Source organism: Microbacterium sp. NPDC056044 (assembly GCF_042267145.1).
In the GTDB taxonomy this organism is placed as follows: Bacteria; Actinomycetota; Actinomycetes; order Actinomycetales; family Microbacteriaceae; genus Microbacterium.
The window spans coordinates 169,150-188,189 of sequence record NZ_JBHJWZ010000006.1 but is presented as its reverse complement, the minus strand read 5'-3'; the positions used below and the strand labels follow the sequence as shown (position 1 = coordinate 188,189).

Annotated in this window: 11 protein-coding genes; 7 read left to right on the top strand and 4 right to left on the bottom strand. The window is 71.9% G+C overall.

Annotated elements, in window-relative coordinates; genetic code table 11:
* Positions 1-12 precede the first annotated feature (12 nt).
* On the bottom strand, positions 13-3,513 hold the full coding sequence (locus tag ACFC1I_RS17965; RefSeq protein ID WP_376012523.1) for a DNA-directed RNA polymerase subunit beta: 3,501 nt from the start codon (positions 3,511-3,513) through the stop codon (positions 13-15).
* A gap of 296 nt (positions 3,514-3,809) precedes the next feature.
* Between ACFC1I_RS17965 and ACFC1I_RS17960 the strand changes: the two genes are divergently transcribed.
* From ACFC1I_RS17960 to ACFC1I_RS17945, 4 genes are all read left to right on the top strand, one after another.
* On the top strand, positions 3,810-6,428 hold the full coding sequence (locus ACFC1I_RS17960) for a DUF4062 domain-containing protein (protein ID WP_376012520.1): 2,619 nt from the start codon (positions 3,810-3,812) through the stop codon (positions 6,426-6,428).
* Positions 6,422-9,058, top strand: coding sequence for a DUF4062 domain-containing protein (locus tag ACFC1I_RS17955; protein WP_376012517.1), 2,637 nt, complete (start codon positions 6,422-6,424; stop codon positions 9,056-9,058). Before ACFC1I_RS17960 ends, ACFC1I_RS17955 begins: the two co-directional genes overlap by 7 nt.
* 172 nt (positions 9,059-9,230) lie before the next feature.
* Positions 9,231-11,423 carry a CHAT domain-containing protein gene (locus ACFC1I_RS17950; protein WP_376012514.1) on the top strand — a complete coding sequence of 731 codons (2,193 nt, stop codon included), beginning with the start codon at positions 9,231-9,233 and terminating at the stop codon, positions 11,421-11,423.
* A 57-nt stretch (positions 11,424-11,480) separates the two neighbouring features.
* Positions 11,481-13,670, top strand: a complete 2,190-nt coding sequence (locus ACFC1I_RS17945; RefSeq protein ID WP_376012511.1) for a caspase domain-containing protein — start codon at positions 11,481-11,483, stop codon at positions 13,668-13,670.
* A gap of 98 nt (positions 13,671-13,768) precedes the next feature.
* Here the strand turns inward: ACFC1I_RS17945 and ACFC1I_RS17940 are convergent, their stop codons facing one another.
* The gene (locus ACFC1I_RS17940) at positions 13,769-15,352 is read right to left on the bottom strand and encodes a 5-oxoprolinase/urea amidolyase family protein (RefSeq protein ID WP_376012508.1); all 1,584 of its coding nucleotides are present in this window, start codon (positions 15,350-15,352) and stop codon (positions 13,769-13,771) included.
* A gap of 70 nt (positions 15,353-15,422) precedes the next feature.
* Positions 15,423-16,178, bottom strand: coding sequence for a LamB/YcsF family protein (locus ACFC1I_RS17935; protein WP_376012505.1), 756 nt, complete (start codon positions 16,176-16,178; stop codon positions 15,423-15,425).
* 61 nt (positions 16,179-16,239) lie between these two features.
* On the opposite strand from ACFC1I_RS17935, the gene ACFC1I_RS17930 reads away from it, so the two are divergent.
* The 3 genes from ACFC1I_RS17930 (at position 16,240) to ACFC1I_RS17920 (ending at position 18,270) form a co-directional block, all read left to right on the top strand.
* Positions 16,240-17,103, top strand: coding sequence for a spermidine synthase (locus ACFC1I_RS17930; RefSeq protein WP_376012502.1), 864 nt, complete (start codon positions 16,240-16,242; stop codon positions 17,101-17,103).
* Positions 17,104-17,200: 97 nt separating this feature from the next.
* Entirely contained in the window at positions 17,201-17,728 is a 528-nt protein-coding gene (locus ACFC1I_RS17925; protein WP_376012499.1) for a hypothetical protein, read from the top strand.
* Positions 17,729-17,778: 50 nt separating this feature from the next.
* Positions 17,779-18,270, top strand: a complete 492-nt coding sequence (locus tag ACFC1I_RS17920; protein ID WP_376012496.1) for a SprT-like domain-containing protein — start codon at positions 17,779-17,781, stop codon at positions 18,268-18,270.
* Between the two features lie 6 nt (positions 18,271-18,276).
* On the opposite strand, the gene ACFC1I_RS17915 is transcribed toward ACFC1I_RS17920, so the two are convergent.
* A complete protein-coding gene (locus tag ACFC1I_RS17915; protein WP_376012493.1) occupies positions 18,277-18,918 on the bottom strand; it encodes a 2-phosphosulfolactate phosphatase in 642 nt (213 codons plus the stop codon).
* Positions 18,919-19,040: the final 122 nt, after the last annotated feature.

The window sequence follows — 19,040 nt, the reverse complement described above, 5'->3', positions numbered from 1 at the left end:
TACCTGGCGCGCTTAGATCTCGTCGATCGACGAGGACTCGAAGCGGCTGGAGATGTTGATGCCGAGCTCTTCAGCGGCGCGGAAGGCGTCGTCGTCGGTGTCGCGGAGGTTGACCGCGGTGCCGTCGGCCGAGAGGACCTCGACGTTCAGGCAGAGCGACTGCATCTCCTTCATGAGCACCTTGAACGACTCGGGGATGCCGGGCTCCTGGATGTTCTCGCCCTTGACGATCGCCTCGTAGACCTTGACGCGGCCGAGGATGTCGTCGGACTTGATCGTGAGGAGCTCCTGCAGCGCGTACGCGGCACCGTAGGCCTCGAGGGCCCACACCTCCATCTCACCGAAGCGCTGGCCACCGAACTGCGCCTTACCACCGAGCGGCTGCTGGGTGATCATCGAGTACGGGCCCGTCGAGCGCGCGTGGATCTTGTCGTCCACGAGGTGGTGCAGCTTCAGGATGTACATGTAGCCGACTGAGATCGGAGCCGGGAACGGCTCGCCGGAGCGGCCGTCGAACAGCTGCGTCTTGCCGGACGAGTCGATCAGCCGCTCGCCGTCGCGGGTCGGGGTCGTCGAGTCGAGCAGACCCGCGATCTCGGCCTCGAACGCGCCGTCGAACACCGGCGTGGCGACCTTCGTGCCCGCGGGCGCCTCGAACGCCTGCTCGGGCAGCTGGGCGGCCCACTCCGGGGTGCCCTCGACCTTCCAGCCCTGCTTGGCGATCCAGCCGAGGTGGAGCTCGAGGACCTGGCCGAAGTTCATTCGACCGGGGATGCCGAGCGGGTTCAGGATGACCTGGACCGGCGTGCCGTCCGCGAGGAACGGCATGTCTTCCACGGGGAGGATCTTCGCGATGACGCCCTTGTTGCCGTGACGGCCGGCGAGCTTGTCACCCTCGGTGATCTTGCGCTTCTGGGCGATGTAGACCACGACGCGGCGGTTGACGCCCGAGCCGAGCTCGTCGTCGCCGTCCTCGGCGTTGAACTCCTTGACCGCGATGATCGTGCCCTGCTCACCGTGGGGCACCTTCAGCGACGTGTCGCGGACCTCGCGGCTCTTCTCGTTGAAGATCGCGCGGAGCAGTCGCTCCTCGGCCGAGAGCTCGGTCTCACCCTTGGGCGTGACCTTGCCGACGAGGATGTCGCCGGGGCGAACCTCGGCGCCGATGCGGATGATGCCGCGCTCGTCGAGGTCCTTCAGGAGGTCCGGGCTGACGTTGGGGAGGTCACGGGTGATCTCCTCCTTGCCGAGCTTCGTGTCGCGGGCGTCGACCTCGTACTCCTCGATGTGGATCGAGGAGAGGGTGTCGTCCTTCACCAGGTCCTGGCTGAGGATGATCGCGTCCTCGAAGTTGTGACCCTCCCACGTCATGAACGCGACGAGGAGGTTCTTGCCGAGCGCGAGCTCGCCGTTCTCGGTCGCGGGACCGTCGGCGATGACCTCGCCGGCCTCGACGCGCTCACCGGCCGAGACGACCACGCGCTGGTTGTACGACGTGCCCTGGTTCGAGCGGTCGAACTTGCGGAGGAAGTAGTCCTGCGTGCCGCCCTCGTCGAGCTGCACGGTCACGACGTCGGCCGAGACCTCGACGACGACACCGGCCTTGTCGGCGGTGACGACGTCACCGGCGTCGATCGCGGCGAAGCCCTCCATGCCCGTGCCGACCACCGGCGACTCCGAGCGGAGGAGCGGGACGGCCTGGCGCTGCATGTTCGCACCCATGAGGGCGCGGTTCGCGTCGTCGTGCTCGAGGAAGGGGATGAGCGAGGTCGCGACCGACACCATCTGGCGCGGCGAGACGTCCATGTAGCCGATCTCCTCCGAGTGGAAGAGGTCGACCTCGCCGCCGTTGCCGCGACGGGCGAGGACGCGGTCCTGCGCGAAGCTGCCGTCGGCCTTCAGCTCGACACCGGCCTGGGCGACGATGTAGTCGCTCTCCTCCGAGGCGGTCAGGTAGTCGATCTGGTCGGTGACCTTGCCCTCGACGACACGACGGTACGGCGTCTCGATGAAGCCGAACGCGTTGATGCGCGCGAACGAGGCGAGCGAGCCGATCAGACCGATGTTCGGGCCTTCCGGCGTCTCGATGGGGCACATGCGGCCGTAGTGCGACGGGTGGACGTCACGGACCTCGACGCCCGCGCGCTCACGCGACAGACCACCGGGGCCGAGGGCCGAGAGGCGGCGCTTGTGGGTCAGACCCGCGAGCGGGTTGTTCTGGTCCATGAACTGCGACAGCTGCGACGTTCCGAAGAACTCCTTGATCGCGGCCACGACGGGGCGGACGTTGATCAGGGTCTGCGGCGTGATCGCCTCGATGTCCTGCGTGGTCATGCGCTCGCGGACGACGCGCTCCATGCGCGACAGACCGGTGCGGACCTGGTTCTGGATGAGCTCGCCGACCGCGCGGATGCGACGGTTGCCGAAGTTGTCGATGTCGTCGACGTCGAGACGGATCTCGGCCGGCTTGCCGCCGCGCACGCCGTCGAACGCCACGTCGCCGCGGTGCAGGCGCACCAGGTACTTGATCGTCGCGACGATGTCGTCGACCGTCAGCACCGAGTCGGTGAGCGGCTTGTCGACGCCGAGCTTGTGGTTGATCTTGTACCGGCCGACCTTGGCGAGGTCGTAGCGCTTCGGGTTGAAGTAGAAGTTGTCCAGCAGCGCGCGGGCGGCCTCGGCGGCGACCTGCTCGCCCGGACGGAGCTTGCGGTAGATGTCGCGAAGGGCGTCCTCCTTGGTGAGGATCGTGTCCTTCGAGAGGGTCTCTTCGATCGAGTCGAAGCCGGCGAACTCGGCGAGGATGTCCTCGCTGGTGAGGCCGAGGGCCTTCAGGAAGACGGTGACCGACTGCTTGCGCTTGCGGTCGATGCGGACGCCGACCTGGTCGCGCTTGTCGATCTCGAACTCGAGCCAGGCACCGCGCGACGGGATGACGCGCGCCGACACGATGTCCTTGTCGGACGTCTTGTCGGGGGTCTTGTCGAAGTAGACGCCGGGCGAACGGACGAGCTGCGACACGACGACGCGCTCGGTGCCGTTGATGATGAACGTGCCCTTGTCGGTCTGGAGCGGGAAGTCGCCCATGAAGACCGTCTGGGTCTTGATCTCACCGGTCTGGTGGTTCATGAACTCGGCCTCGACGTAGAGCGGGGCCGCGTACGTCTTGCCGCGCTCCTTGCACTCCTCGATGGAGTACTTCTCGGGCTCGAGGTACGGGTTCGTGAACGAGAGCTGCATGGTCTCGCTCAGGTCCTCGATCGGCGAGATCTCCTCGAAGATCTCCTCGAGGCCCGAGACCTCGGGCACGTCGGTGCGACCGGCGGCCTTCGCGTCCGCGACGCGCGCCTTCCAGGCCTCGTTGCCGACGAGCCAGTCGAACGACTCGGTCTGCAGCGCGAGAAGGTCGGGGACCGTCAGCGTGTCGGAGATCTTGGCGAACGAGAGGCGGGATGCTCCGCGACCGTTCTTAGGGGTGGTGGTGGGGTTGGATGCGTTGCGCGCAGCAGCCAAGGGGATTACCTCCGTGGGCCCGTAGGGCTCGTTTCCTTGTCGTCAGGTGGAGTGCTCCTCATCCCCGAAACCCGCGCGGCACTCCTCACGTGAACGTGAGGGGGCGCAGGCACAGCCGACCACCATATGAGGGCAGGGGGAATCCAAGAGCGCAAAGACCCACTATACGTCGTACGACGCGCCGTGTCCAGTCGGATTCTTGAAAAGTTCCGGATGCTGCGGTATAAGCCCGGACGCGAGCACATCCGCGCACCGCAACCATGGCGAAACTCCCTCGATCGCGCCAATATATGCACATGACTGGGGTGGGACACCCCGTGATCCGTACGCCCGACCAGCGGATCCGGGTGTTCGTGAGCTCGACCCTGCGAGAGCTCGCGGAAGAACGCGAAGCAGTGCGGTCGGCCATCGAGCGACTCCGGCTCGCCCCCGTGATGTTCGAACTCGGCGCCCGCCCCCACCCGCCCCGAGACCTCTACCGCTCCTATCTCGCCCAATCCGACGTCTTCATCGGCATCTACGGCCAGAGCTACGGCTGGGTCGCGCCCGACGAGAATGTCTCCGGCCTCGAGGACGAGTACAACCTCGCCCCCGCCGGCATGCCCAAGCTCATCTACGTCAAGGACGCCGACACCCGCGACCCCCGCCTCACCGAGCTCATCGCCCGCATTCAGGCCGACGACACCGCCGCCTACCTCCACTTCACCGGCAGCGCCGACCTCGAAGACCAGGTCGCCGGCGACCTCGCCATGCTCCTCGCCGAACGCTTCGACCAGTCGCGGCGCACCGAGCTCGCGACGGCCGCCGAGATCTCGCTCGCCGCCCGCGTGCCCGAGCCGTACACCGAAACGATCGGGCGCGAGGGCGAGCTCGCCGAGATCCGGGCTCTCCTCGCCGGCGGCCTCCACCGGGTGGTGAGCCTCATCGGCCCCGGCGGCATCGGCAAGAGCCGGCTCGCCATCGAGGCGGCCCACGCGAACACCGACCTCTTCCCCGACGGCGTCTACTTCGTGCCGCTGGAGGGCGTGCTCGAGGCGGGGCTGCTGCTCCCGACGATCGCGTACATCCTCGGGGTCCGCGACACCGGCGCGGCGGCCCTCGAGGAGCGCATCGCACAGGCGATCGGCGATCGGCACGCACTGATCGTGCTCGACAACTTCGAGCAGATCATCGACGAGGCGCCCGTGCTCGTGCGGCTCTACACGCTCGCGCCCCGCGCCTGCTTCCTGGTGACGAGTCGCACGCTGCTGCGCATCCGCGGCGAGCGCGTGTTCGAGGTCGCGACGCTCGACACCCCCGCCGCCGGCGTGCCCGTGACGCTCGGCCATGCACAGGCTTCGGCGGCGTGCCGCCTGTTCACCGAACGCGCCGCCGCCGCCCTCCCCGGCTTCGAGCTGTCGTCGGACAACGCGGCGGACGTCGCGGAGATCTGCCGTCAGCTCGACGGTCTGCCCCTGGCGATCGAGCTGGCGGCCGCGAAGATCCGCCTGCTCTCGCCGCATGACGTCGCCGAGCGCCTCGGCCGGACGCTGCCGCTGCTGTCGACGTCGGTGCGCGACCTGCCCGAGCGGCATCGCACGATGCGCGCGACGATCGACTGGAGCGTCGGACTCCTCACAGCGGAGCAGCGGGCGATGCTCGAGGACCTGGGCGTCTTCGCGGCGCGATTCACCCTCGAGGCCGTCGAAGCGGTGGGAGCGGGGCGGTCATGGGGTGAGCAGGCCATCGAGACCCTGGCCGCGCTCATCGACGCCTCGCTCGTGCAGCGGATGGACGCCGGCGGCCGAACCGTCTTCTCGCTGCTGGCGATCGTGCGCGAGTACGCGCTCGAGAGGCTCGAAGCCCACGGCGGTGCGGCCGACATGCGGATGGCGCACGCCGACTACTACCTCGGCCTCGTCCGGCGCATCGCGCCGCGCCTGCGAGGTTCCGAGCAAGTCGAGGCGGTCGCCGAGCTGGGGCTCGAGGTGCCCAACCTCCGCGCGGCCGCCCGTCACCTGGTGCAGGAGGACCGCCTCGACGATGCCGGCGACTTCGCCTGGACGCTCCTGGCGTACTGGTGGATCTCGGGCTACTTCGCCGACGTCAGCCTCTGGATGGGCGAGCTGCTCGACAAGGGCCTGCCCGTCTCGCCGCGCACGCGCGCGGTCGCGACGTTCTTCCCGTTGTGGGCGGGGATGTGGCAGCGGCCGAGCGATCAGGTGGTCGACGGCCTCGGCGACGCGGTCCGCTGGTTCTCGGAGAGCGGCGACGAGCTGGCCGCGGCGATGGCGCTCGCCGCCCGCGCGTCGACGCGCATGCAGTTCCCCGACATGGATCCCACCGTCGTCCGCTCGGAGCTCGGCACCGCGATCGCCACGCTCCACCGGCTCGGCGACCGCTGGGCCGAATCCCTCGCAGAGGTGCCCCTCGGCCAGCTGGGGATCCTGGTCGGCGACATCCCCGAGGCGCTGCGCCACTTCGATCGCGCCGTCGAGATCGCCGACGCGGCGGATGACGCCTTCAACCGCGTGGTCGCGGGGAACAACCGGGCACGGCTGCGGTTCCTCCTCGGGGAGCACGACGCGGCGGAGGCGGAGTTCCTGCTCACTCTGACCCTGTCGATCCGGCTGCACTTCGTCGACGGCGCCACCTACGGCCTGGAGGGCATGTGCGCCATCGCTGCGGTCCACGGCGAGGCGTGGCGCGCGGGTGCACTGTCCGCCGTCGCGGCGACCATCCGCGAGACGACGGGCATCTACGACATCGCGGGCTTCGCGGTCCATCTCGAGCCGCTCGAAGCCCTGCGCGCCGCCGACCCCGAGAACGTCGCCGCCGGCGAGCAGGCCGGACGCGGCATGGGACTCGCGGATGCCATCGCGATCGCCCTCCCCGACGCCGACGCCGACCTGCCGGAGAGGGTTCCCACGTGGTGACAGTTCCCGATCACGCCGCCGTGATCCGCACGCCCGACCAGCGGATCCGGGTGTTCGTGAGCTCGACCCTGCGCGAGCTCGCCGAGGAGCGCGAGGCGGTGAAGTCGGCCATCGAACGACTTCGCCTCGCCCCCGTCATGTTCGAGCTCGGCGCTCGGCCCCATCCGCCCCGCGACCTGTACCGGTCCTATCTCGCGCAGAGCGACGTGTTCGTCGGCATCTACGGCCAGAGCTACGGCTGGGTCGCGCCCGACGAGGACGTCTCCGGCCTCGAGGACGAGTACAACCTCGCGCCGCGCGCCATGCCCAAGCTCATCTACGTCAAGGACGCCGACAGCCGCGACGAACGGCTCAAGACCCTCATCGCCCGCATCCAGGCCGACGACACGGCGGCGTACCTGCATTTCCGCTCGGCCGCCGAACTCGAGGATCAGGTCGCCGGCGACCTCGCGATGCTCCTGGCCGAGCGCTTCGACGAGTCGCGGGCGCCCGCCGTCGACGACGGGGAGCCGAAGCCGACGCTGGTGGGGCGCGTGCCGGTGCCGTACACCACCACGATCGGCCGGAAGGACGACATCGAGGCGGTGCGTACCCTCCTCGCTCGGGGCACGGACCGCGTGGTCAGCCTCATCGGCCCCGGCGGCATCGGCAAGAGCCGACTGGCGATCGAGTCCGCGCTCGCATGCGGCGACCTCTTCCCCGACGGCGTGTACTTCGTGCTGCTGGAGGGAGTCCTCGAGGCGGGCCTGCTGCTGCCGACGATCGCCTACTACCTCGGCATCCGCGACAACGGCGAGGCCGCCCTCGAGGAGCGCATCGCCCACGCGCTCGCGGATCGCCGCGTGCTGATCGTGCTCGACAACTTCGAGCAGATCGTGGATGCCGCTCCCGTCCTCGTGCGCCTCTACACGGTCGCGCCGACGGCGACGTTCCTGGTGACGAGCCGCATCGTGCTGCGCATCCGCGGCGAGCGCGTCTACGACGTGCCGCCGCTCACGACGCCGGCCGGCGAGCGCCCCGCGAGCCTGGACCACACCACGCGCACGGCGGCGGTGTCGCTGTTCGTCGACCGGGCGCGGGCGATCGACCCGCGTTTCGACGTCACGCCCGACAACGCACGCGATCTCGCCGACATCTGCCGCCGGCTCGAGGGGCTGCCGCTGGCGATCGAGCTGGCCGCGGCGAAGGTGCGGATCCTCGACCCTGCGCAGATCGCGGACCGCCTCGAGCAGAGCCTGCCGCTCCTGACCGCGGCGGTGCGCGATCTGCCCGAGCGGCACCGCACCATGCGCGCGACGATCGACTGGAGCGTGAGCCTCCTGCCGCCCGAGCAGCGCGATCTCCTCGCGGATCTCGGGGTGTTCGCGACGCGGTTCACGCTCGACGCGGTCGAAGCCCTGGGCGAGGGGCGTCCGTGGGGCGGCCACGCGATCGACGCGCTCGCCGCCCTCGCGGACGGCTCGCTCGTGAAGCAGAGCGAGGTCGGCGGGCGGCGGGTGTTCTCGCTGCTCGCGATCGTGCGCGAGTACGCGCTCGGGCGTCTCAAGGAGCGCGGCGACGCGCAGCGCGTGCGGCGCGCCCACGCCGACTACTACCGAGGTCTGGTCCAGCAGATCGCCCCCGACCTCGGCGGGCGAGGCCAGGCCGACGCCGTGGTGCGGCTCGGGCTCGAACTGCCGAACCTGCGCGCGGCCGTGCGCCATCTCGTCTACACCAACCGGCTCGACGACGCCGGCGACTTCGCGTGGTGCCTGCTCATCTACTGGTGGATCTCGGGCTTCTTCGCCGAGGTGCGGGTGTGGATGCTGGAGCTCCTCGAGAAGCAGCACGACCAGCCGATCACGCCGCACACGCGCGCGATCGCGTGGTTCTTCGCACTGTGGGGCGAGATGTGGCAGCGGCCCAGCGAGCAGGTGGTGGCCGGGCTCGGCGAGTGCGTGCGCCTGTTCCGCGAGAGCGGCGACGAGGATGCCGCGGCGATGGCGCTCGCCGCTCGCGCGACGGCGCGCGTGCAGTTCTCGCACCTCGACACCGACAAGGCGGAGGCCGAGCTGCGCGAGGCGGTGGTCACGCTGCGCGAGCGGGGGAACACGTGGGCCGAGGCGATCACCGAGGTCTCGCTCGGGCGGCTCGCATGGGTGCGCGGTTCGACCGACGACGCGCTCGCGCACTTCGACCGCGCCACGTCGGTCGCCCAGTCGCGCGGCGACCTGTTCACGACGTCCGTCGCGGGCAACCTTCGGGCGCGTCTGACCTTCCAGCTCGGCCGCATCGACGAGGCCGAGCGCGAGTTCGTGCACACCCTGCTGCTGTCGGTCGGGCTGCACTACGAAGAGGGCGTCGCGTACGGACTCGAGGGCGTCTGTGCCGTCGCCGCCGCCCACGGCGAGGCGTGGCGGGCGGCGGCGCTGGCCGTCGCGGCCGGCGAGATCCGCCGCCGCATCGGCATCTTCGACGTCGAGGCCTTCACCGTGCACACCCCCTACCTCGAGATCCTCCGCGGCCGCGACCCGCAGAGCGTCGACGCCGGCGAGCTCGCCGGGGCGGAGCTCACGGTCGCCGAGGCCGTGCAGCTGGCGCTCTCCGAACGCGACTTCGCGAGCGTCGCCGAGGCCCTCAGAGCCTGGTAGGAGGACGGATGCCGCGGGCCGCAGCATCCGTCGTTCCGAGGTATCAGAACCCCGCGCGGCGCGCTCTGGTGCGGTGAGGCGTGCGCTCGTATGCTGTGCACCGACCGCGCACCTCGGATTCATCGGGTGGACGGTGCCCGTGGGGATCGGGCAGCGGTGCGAGGGGGTCGGGATGGCTCTGGTTCCGGATGAGCCGCGCGTCGGCATCGACGCCGACGACGGCGCCCTCGAGGTGCAGCTGGACACCGCCCCGCCTGGGACGGGTCCCGACCAGACGGGCATCGTGCTTCTGGCGGACGCGATGCTCCAGGCGCGGGCCGCCACCGTCGCGACGGTGCGCGTGCACGGGTCGGACGACTTCCACTACGCGGTGATCGTGTCGCGCGACGCGGGGGTGGTGCTCGTCCACCTCGAACCCGACGGCGACGGCGACGGCTACTCGGCGCAGGTGGCCCTGTCGCGCGGTGAGCGGGTGCACCTCAGCATCGTCGCGAGCGACCGCGAGACGGGGATGGCCGCGCTCGAGGAACGGGTCGCGCAGGGCGGCATGGGCGCCGGCGGCGCGGAGGCCGAGATGGCCGGCCCGCCGCCGGACCTCGGGGACGACTTCGGGGACGTGCTCGGCGGAGGTTTCGGCGGACGTGAGGTGGGGCTGGCGCCGGGCGGCCGCGACGTCCTGCCGCCGGCGATGGTGGAGGAGATCCAGGAGTCCGAACCCGAGCCCGAGCCCGTCGCCGCGGGCCCGGCGCCCGCGGAGGGCGGGGCGGATCGGCCGAAGCCCGCGGTGGACGGCTCGACCCCGATCGACGTGAACGTCGCCGCGTCGATGCCGGCGGACCTGTACGAAGACGTCCCGTTCGACGTCGTCGTGACGCTCTCGCGGGAGAGGATCCTGATCCCGAAGGGGCACGCCGGCGACGCCCAGCCCGTCAAGGTGCGGAAGCGGGGCGCGATCCGGATCGCGGTGCAGGCGGACGGCTTCGACATCGCCTCCGGCACCGAGCCGAGCGTCGTCGCCGAGATTCCGCAGCCCGGCGCGCCGAATGTGTACACCTTCGGCCTGGTCCCCGGCGCCGAAGGGCTCGGGCGCGTGACGGTCACGGTGACGCAGGATCCCGACGTGATGCCGCTCGCCGTCATCCCGCTCTCGACGATGATCCTCGCGGCCGACGACGCGCCCGCGGACGCCGGCGAACTTCGGGCGCCGGTCCGAGGCGAGGCGGGCGCCGCCACTCCGCCCAAAGAAGTCGCGAAGCTGCCCATGATCGCGATCGAAGAGACGATCTCGCGCGGGCACAGCGTGCTGAAGGTCACGGCGAAGGTGGGTAAGAAGCGCGAGACCAACACGATCTGCCTGCTCGACAAGGCCGCGTACGTCGACCAGATCTACCGGGACCTCGAGAGGATCCGCGACACGTACGTCACGGAGAAGAAGGCCGGAGTGGCCGGCGAGACCCTGATCGCGCACGCGGAGGAGGCACTGCGCGGCGTGGGCACGCGGATCGCGCGCACCCTGCTCGGCGACGAGGTGAACGCCCTGCTGTGGGACAGGCGCGACCGCATGACGCAGCTCGTCATCCAGACGTCGGGCGAGCTCGACATCCCGTGGGAGATCGTGCACCTCGCCCGCGTCGGCGAGGCCGAGCGCGACGACGACTCGCACTTCCTCGGCGACAAGGGGCTGACGCGCTGGCTGTGGGGAACCACGCAGCCGACGCGCTTCACGGTCGCGGCGGCGCGCGCCGTGGCGATCGCCCCGGACTACACCGACGCCGCCCTCAAACTCCCGGCCACCCAGCAGGAGGTGGCCGAGCTGCGCAAGCGCCTGGCGCTCATGCCGGACGGCCCGGTGACCCGCGACGAGGTGCGCACCCGGATCGAGGCCGGTTTCGACCTGCTCCACTTCGCCGGTCACGGCCGGTGGCGCGACCGCGATCCGCGCGGACAGGAGATCGCCCTCGCCGCCTTCGTCACGGCGCAGGACGACGGTTCCGCCGCGTACAGCGACGCCGACGCGCGGGAAGACCTGTCGCGCCGACCGGACGCCGGGGACGCGGCATCCCATCCCTTCGTGTTCCTGAGCGCGTGCGACGTCGGCCGGCTGCAGCAGGGAGCCACCGGGCTCGGCGGCTTCGCGGAGGCGTTCCTGCGCGGCGGCGCCGGTGTGTTCATCGGCTGCAGCTGGGCCGTGCGAGACGACGTGACCGCGGAGTTCGCGACCACGTTCTACGAGCAGCTGTTCGCGGGCAAGACGCTGGGCGAGGCGGCCGCGGCGGCCCGCAGCGCCGCGCGCGCCCACAACGACCTCACCGCGCTCGCCTTCACCGTGTTCGCCGATCCTCGTGCGCAGATCGTCGTGGTCTGAGCATCCGCCCATCCCGCAGCGCCCGCCGCGGGTCCGCCATCCACAGAAAGGCCCGTCATGTCCGATTCCACCCTCACCGCGGACCAGCTCACCGAGCTGCGCGCGCACGTCGTGTACACCGCCGACGGCACCCTCGCGGACTCGTCGAAACCCGACCCGCAGACGCTCGACGAGTTCCACACCACGGCTGCCGACGTCCAGGAGATCGTCACCACGCACCTCGACGCGTTCGTCCGCGCGCAGCAGGCGAAGATGCCCCGCGGCAAGAAGGGGCCGGTGCCGGTGCTCATCTGGGCGCACGGCGGGCTCACCACCAAGGCGCAGGGCATGGCCACGGCCCATCGCCAGGTGTCGTGGTGGCTCGACAACGGCGTCTTCCCCATCCACGCGGTGTGGGAGAGCGGGTTCTGGACGACCCTCGAAGACGTCATCGGGGGCAAGCGGGCGGGTGAACGCGGGATCAGCGACCTGACCGACATCGCGGTGGAGGCCGTGGCGCGGCTGCTCGGCGGGCGCAAGTTCTGGGACGACATGAAGGTGGATGCCTCGGCCGCATCGCTCGGCCCGACCGGTGGGCGGGCAGCCGGCGGTGCGTTCGTGCTGGCGGCGGCGCTGCGGGACTACGTGCAGAAGAACCCGAAGTCGATCACGCTGCACGCGGCCGGGCACAGCGCGGGCTCGATCTACCACAGCGCCTTCGTGCCGCTGCTGTTCAGCGGCGACGACCCCGTGCCCAGCGTGAAGACGGTGACGTTCCTGGCGCCCGCGGTCCGCATCGACACCTTCGAGCAGGAGCTGCTCCCGCTGGCCCGCTCGGGCGGCATCGAGGACCTCTCGATCTTCACGATGAACCGCGACCAGGAGAAGCGCGACAACACCGCGGGCGTGTACCGCAAGTCGCTGCTGTGGCTGGTCTCGCACGCGTTCGAGGTCGAGAAGGAAGCGCGGATCCTCGGGCTCGAGGAGCACCTGCGCACCGCCGGGCCGACGCTGTCGTACCTCAAGCAGGAGGACGAGCGGCTGGTCCTCGGCCCGACCTCGGCGGGCAAGCGCACCAGCACGCTCGCGACGTCGCACGGTGACTTCGACAACGACGCGGCGACCATGATGAGCCTCGCCCGCCGGGTCGTCGGCACGAACGGGGCCGATCCCGACGACGACGTCTCGAAGCCGTTCGGCGCAGAGTCGCGCGAGGCGTTCCCGACGCCCCCGCCCGAGCCCACGGTCTCTCGCGCGCTCGAGCCGCGCAGGCGTGCGCTGTGCATCGGCATCGACGCCTACGAGAGGCAGCCGCTCAGCGGCTGCGTCGCCGACGCCCAGACCTGGGAGGACGCGCTCACGACCCTCGAGTTCGATGTGGTGCGGCTGCGTGACAAGGACGCGACGCGCGACGCGATGCTGCGGTCGATGCTCGACCTCGTCACCACCTCGGCGGCCGGGGACGTCGTCGCGATCCAGTTCGCCGGGCACGGCACGACGGTGCCCGACCTGGACGGTGACGAGGCCGCCTCGCAGGACAAGAACGACGAGGCGCTGTGCCCGGTGGACTTCTTCGCCGGCCAGATCGTGATCGACGACGACCTCGGCGTGATCTGGGACGCGATCCCCGACGGCGTGTCGGTGACGCTCTTCTTCGACTCCTGCCATTCGGGGTCGGCCAACCGCAACCTCGGCGACAGCGAGATCCTGGAGATGACGACGCCGCTCGGCGCGACGCCACGCAAGATCTACCTGACCGACGACGAGCGGGAGCTGTTCCGCGCGGCGCGGGGCGTGCCGCTCGACGATCCGGTGCGCCGCGCGGCGCGGGAGGACGTCGTCGCATCCGAGACCGGACGCGCGGTCGACCCGCCCTCGCGAGCGGTGCGCGAGATCCTCTTCAGCGCGTGCCAGCCCGACCAGGTCGCCCTCGAGACGGGTGGCCACGGCGTCTTCACCACCAACGCGACGAAGGTCCTCCTCGAGAACCCGGGCGCGTCGAACCAGCAGTTCCACGTCGCCGTGCGCGACGCGATGGCGGAGCTCTGGGAGCAGCGCCCCGCGTTCGAGCCGGGCGTCGGCCTCGCGGACGTGCCGCTGCTCTCGCCGCACCTCGTCGCGGACGTCCTCGTGACGCCGCCGGTGCCGCCCGTTCTGCCCCCGATCCCGGAGACGAACGGTCACCGGGCACCCGAGGAGCTGCGGACCGCCGCGATCGTCGCGATCCTGCGGGCCACGGCCGACCTGCTGGAGGCCGGGTCGGAGTAGCCGTTCGCCGGTTCGGGGGTCACGACACGAGGGGTGGTCGTGGCCGCGGCGATCCCGCGTGTCCGGCCGGTTGAAGCGTGGGGCGGGGCGTGCGGGCGTCAGCCCGCGGGGCGGGCGTGCCGGAAGCGGATGCGCGTGCCCGGCCGCGCCTGGGCGACGAGGTCGAGGCTCTCGTCGGTCACCACCGCGATGACCGGGTAGCCGCCGGTGACCGGGCCGTCGGCGAGGAGGATCGTCGGCCGCCCGCGAGGCGGCACTTGCAGCGCGCCCGGCACCATCCCCTCGCTCGCGAGCTCGCCGGTGCGCAGGCGCGTGAGCTCGGGCCCGTCGAGGCGCACGCCGACGCGGTCCGCGTCGTTCGAGACGGTCCACACCGCGTCGTAAAGCGTCGCGAGCGCCGCCGGGGCGAACCAGTCGGCGCGCGGGCCGGGCGCGAGCTCGAGTTCGAGCTCGTCGTCGTGCGGCGCTCCCCACGCGCTGGGCGGCGCGACCGGAATCGGCACCGCCGCGTCGTCGCGCACGCCGACGACGTCGCCGGCGCGCACTGCCGCGGGCCCGAGACCCGCGAGCAGGTCCGTCGCGCGCGAGCCGAGCGCGACGCGGGCGTCGAGCCCGCCGCGGACGGCGACGTACCCGCGCGCGCCGTGCGCGAACCAGTCGAGGTGCAGCTCGGCGCCGGCCGGCCACGCGTGGGCCTGATACGGATCGACCTCGCGCCCGTCGAGACGCACCGTCCCCCAGGCACCCGTCACCGCGACCCAGTGATCCGCCCCGGCCACCGCTCGCAGCCCGCCCATCGTGACCTCGAGCCCGGCGGCGCCCTCGGGGTTGCCGACCAGCCGGTTGGCGGTGCGCAGCGCGCCGCGGTCGAGCGCACCCGACACCGCGACACCCACGGATCCCGCCCCTTCCCGCCCGAGATCCTGCACGGTCGTCAGGAGCCCCGATTCGACGACACGGATGCTGCGACCCGCCGCCTCCGCCCCCACATCCTCGACCGCCACCTGCTCATCTGTCGCACTCTGCCGCTCTGGCCGACCATTCGCGACAGGTGAACTGCTCGGGAGTGCGACCGCCGCCGGGGACACGGTGCGGAAGCGCACGCGCGTTCCTGGTGCGAGGAGTGCCGGGGACGCGGCATCCGGGTCGAACAGGCGTGCCGCGGTCGTGCCGATGAGCCGCCAGCCGCCCGGGGTATCGCGCGGGTAGGCGCCGCTGAAGACGCCCGCGAGCCCGACCGATCCGGCGGGCACTCGGGTGCGCGGCGACGCGAGCCGGGGCACGTCGAACGGCCAGTCGTCGCTCACGAGGTACCCGAATCCGGGCGCGAAGCCCGTGAAGGCCACGCGCCAGTCCGCCTCGGCGTGCCGGCGCACGAGTTCGTCGACGGCGACGCCCAGCAGGCGCGCGGTGTCGGCGAGGTCGGCCCCGTCGTACGCGATGTCGAGATCGATGCGGGGGGTCGCAGCATCCGTTTCCGCCGTCGTCGTCGTGGCCGCGGCGAGCGCCCACGAGCGCGCCGCGGACACCGCAAGCACCCGCGGGTCGACCCGCACGAGCACCGTGCGGGCTGCGGGGACGAGGTCGACGACGCCGTCCGGGCGCGAGGCGGCGAGCGCGGCGTGCAGCGGCAGCACTTCGTCGAGCGCGGCGGCCTCGAGGAGGAACGCACGCTCTCCCATCGGCCGCACCCGCGGGGTCACGACCCCTCCCGGCGCGGCGCCGCGGCGGGGGCGCGGCCGGCGGTGCCCGTCACCACGGCGCCCGCACCTCCACGCCGGCGGCGTCGAGCGCCGCGCGCACGGCGCGGGCCATCTCTACAGCGGACGGCGAGTCGCCGTGCACGCACATGGACGCGGCATCGGCGCGCACCAGGGAGCCGTCGAGGGCCTCGACCACGCCGTCGCGCGCGAGGCGCACCGCCCGCGCCGCCACGAGGCCGGGGTCGTCGAGCAGCGCGCCGGGCTGCGTCCGCGGCACGAGCGAGCCGTCGGGCAGATACCCGCGATCGAGGAACGCCTCGCGGACGAACGGCAGGCCGACGGATGCCGCGGCCCCCTCGATCTCGCCGCGCAGACCCAGGACGGCAAGCGGCCGGCCGAGCCGCGCCGACTGGTCGGCGATCGCTCTGGCGACGGCGTCGGCCTGCCCGCGGTCGGTCGTGACCGCATGGTAGAGCGCGCCGTGCGGCTTGACGTAGCGGAGATCGGCGCCCGCGTCGGCGAGCGCGGCGAGTTGCTGCGCGATCGCGGCCGTCAGCGCGGCCGAGTCCATCGCGACGGCGACGCGGCCGAAGTTCGCGCGGTCGGGGTAGGAGGGGTGGGCGCCGACGGCGACTCCGAACCGCTCGGCCCGCGCCACCGCCTCGCGCATCGACACGGCGTCGCCGGCGTGCCCGCCGCACGCCACGTTCGCGCTCGAGATCACCGCGAACATCGCCTCGTCGTCGGCCGTCGGCACCCCGTCGACGGTCTCGCCGAGGTCCGCGTTGAGGTCGATCGCCGCCATCCCTCCACGGTATCCCCGCCCCGCCCCCGCGGCACGGACCGGGGCGGCTAACGTGGAGCCCATGGCACGCGCGCGGGACGACGCCCCCGTTCCCTCCGTCCGGCTCTCGGACGGAACGCTCGCCCGCGTCGTGCGCTCGCAATTCGGCGGCGGGTGGGAGCTCGACGTCGACGGCACGCCGCAGTCGCACGTGGACCTCGACGATCCGACGCACCTGCACTTCGAGTACGTCGCGCGCATGGGCGCCGTGATCGACCGGCTGCGGATGCCCGGGCAGCCGCTCACCGCGATCCATCTGGGCGCCGGCGCGCTCACGATCCCGCGGTACATCGAGCAGACCCGTCCGGGCTCGCGGCAGCAGGTCGTCGAGCTCGAGCCGGCGCTGTGGGACCTCGTGCGCGAGAACCTGCCGCTCCCCAGGGGCGCCTCTGTCCGGGTGCGCATCGGCGATGCGCGCGAGACGCTCGGGCGCCTGCCCGCGGGCCTCGTCGGCGCCGCCGACCTCGTCGTCTCCGACGTCTACTCGGGCGCCCAGACCCCCGCGCACCTCACCACCGTGGAGTTCTTCACCGAGGCCGCGAAGTACCTCGCGCCCGACGGCGTGCTGCTGGTCAACGTCGCCGACGGCGCGGGCCTGGCGTTCGCCCGCCGCGAGGTCGCGACCGTGCAGGCAGTGCTCGAGCACGTCATCGTGCTCGCCGAGGTGCAGACGCTCAAGGGCCGCCGCTTCGGCAACCTCGTGATCGCCGCGTCCCGCGCGCCCCTTCCGACCGAGTGGCTCCCGCGACTCATGGCCGCGGGTCCGCACCCCGCGAAGGTCGCCGAGGGCCGCGAGCTCGACGACTTCGCACGCGGCGCGCGGGTCGCGACGGACGCCGACGCGACGCCCTCGCCGAAGCCCTCGGCATCCGTCTTCACCCGCTGACGGGGGATGGATGCTGCGCCCCGGCGTGGCACGACCGCGTCCCGGGAAGCGGCAAGGCACACTGGTTAGGCCAGCGGCGCGGCGGAGGGAGTCAGACGTGAGCTACATCAGCGGGTACGACCCCGACACTCTTCGCGAGAAGGTGAACGCGAGTCAGTGCAGGGAGCGGCTCGAAGAGATCGGCGATCAGCGGAGCCTTCCCGCGCTCCTCGAACGCGTGTGGCTGCTCAAGGTGCTGGACCGCGCCGACGAGGCCCTCGTCATCTCGGAGCAATCGGTGCGCGTCGCGCGCATGGCCGGCACCCGCAAGGACCTGTTGCGGGCCCGCATCCTGCACGCCACCGTGCTGCAGGCGCGCGGCGCGTACGGCGCCGCCGAGCAGGAGCTCACGACGTGCGCCGAAGAGGCCGACGGGCAGGGCTGGGCCGGCATCGGCGCGTTCGCCTACCAGCACCGCGGCAAGGTCAACTACGACGCCGGCGACTTCGAGGCCGCCCGCAAGGACTTCAAGCGCGCACTTTTCCTGCGTCAGGAATCCGGGGCCACCGAGGGGCAGCTCGAGTCCACCCTCCTCGCCATCGACGCCGCCGACCGGCGCCGGGCCGCAGCATCCGTCGCCAGCTGAGGTGAGCGCCGAAAGCCGGAGTGTCGGAGATACGTTCTAGTCTCGCGCACATGTCGGAACTGCATCGCGTGCGGCATTGGGCCGAGGCCCTCATCGCGCACCACCTCGACGACTCGTGGAGCTTCGCGTTCGACAACGCGAAGCGCCGGGCCGGCCTGTGCGACTACACGCACAAGCGCATCAGCGTCTCGCGCTACCTCGCCGCGCGGTACGACGACGACACGAACCATCAGACGCTGCTGCACGAGGTCGCGCACGCACTGGCAGGGCCGCGCGCCGGCCACGGGCCGCGGTGGAAGGCCGTCGCGAGCGAACTCGGCTATGTCGGCGGCACCACGCACAGCGGCGAGACGGCGACCGAGCTCGCGCCCTGGATCGGCGTCTGCCCCGCCGGCCACGTCGCCTACCGCCACCGCAAGGCGACCCGGCCGACGTCGTGCGCGAAGTGCGCCCGGTTCTTCGACGAGCGCTTCCTGTTCACCTGGACGCGTCGCGAGATCACCCGCGCGACCCGCCTCGCCGCCATGACGCCGCGCGACTGACCCGCGTCAGTACGCGACGAACGCCCCGTCACGCAGGATCGGGACGACGGATGCCGCGTCCACCACGGACGCGTTCAGCACCTCGTCGCGGGCGTCCCGGTCGAGAAGCTCCTGCCCCGAGCCGCCGGCCGTGAGCAGGTGGCGCACGGCGCCGCGCAGTCCGCGGAACACCTCGCATGCCGAGGCCGCCTCGGGTGAGGTGTGGTCGACGCCGAGGTCGCCGAGGGCGTCGACGATCGCGCCGGCGCCGAGCTGGTCCTCGACGGCGAACCGCAGTGGCGCGCCGGCTTCGCGCCCGGCGAGCTCGCCCGCCGCGATCACGGCGATGCTGGTGCGCGCACCCCGCGCGTGTTGGAGGTCGAGCACGACCCGCGCGACGGCCGCCGCGTTGCGGAGGCATCCGAGCAGCACCACGGCGCCGGACGCGCCCGCCGCCTGGGCCACCGCGGCGCCGTTGATCGACGCCGCGTGCGCCTCCGCGTCGAGCGCCACCGCCTCGCCCCGCGCGACGGCATCCGTCACCGTCGTGGAGAACCGGAGCACGTCGACCACCACGACCACGTCGGCGGGCGCGAGGCGCCCGAGCCCCTCGGTCCCCCAGTCGTGACGGACCTGGTAGCGGCGCTGGTCGAACGGGCTCTCGGGCATCCGTCCAGCGTAGGCCGCAGCATCCGTCCTCCGCGCCCGACGCAGCCCCACCCCCGATGCCACGACCCGCCCGCGCAGACGCGGGAAGGGCCGGGCGGAACCTCCGTCCGCCCGGCCCGTGA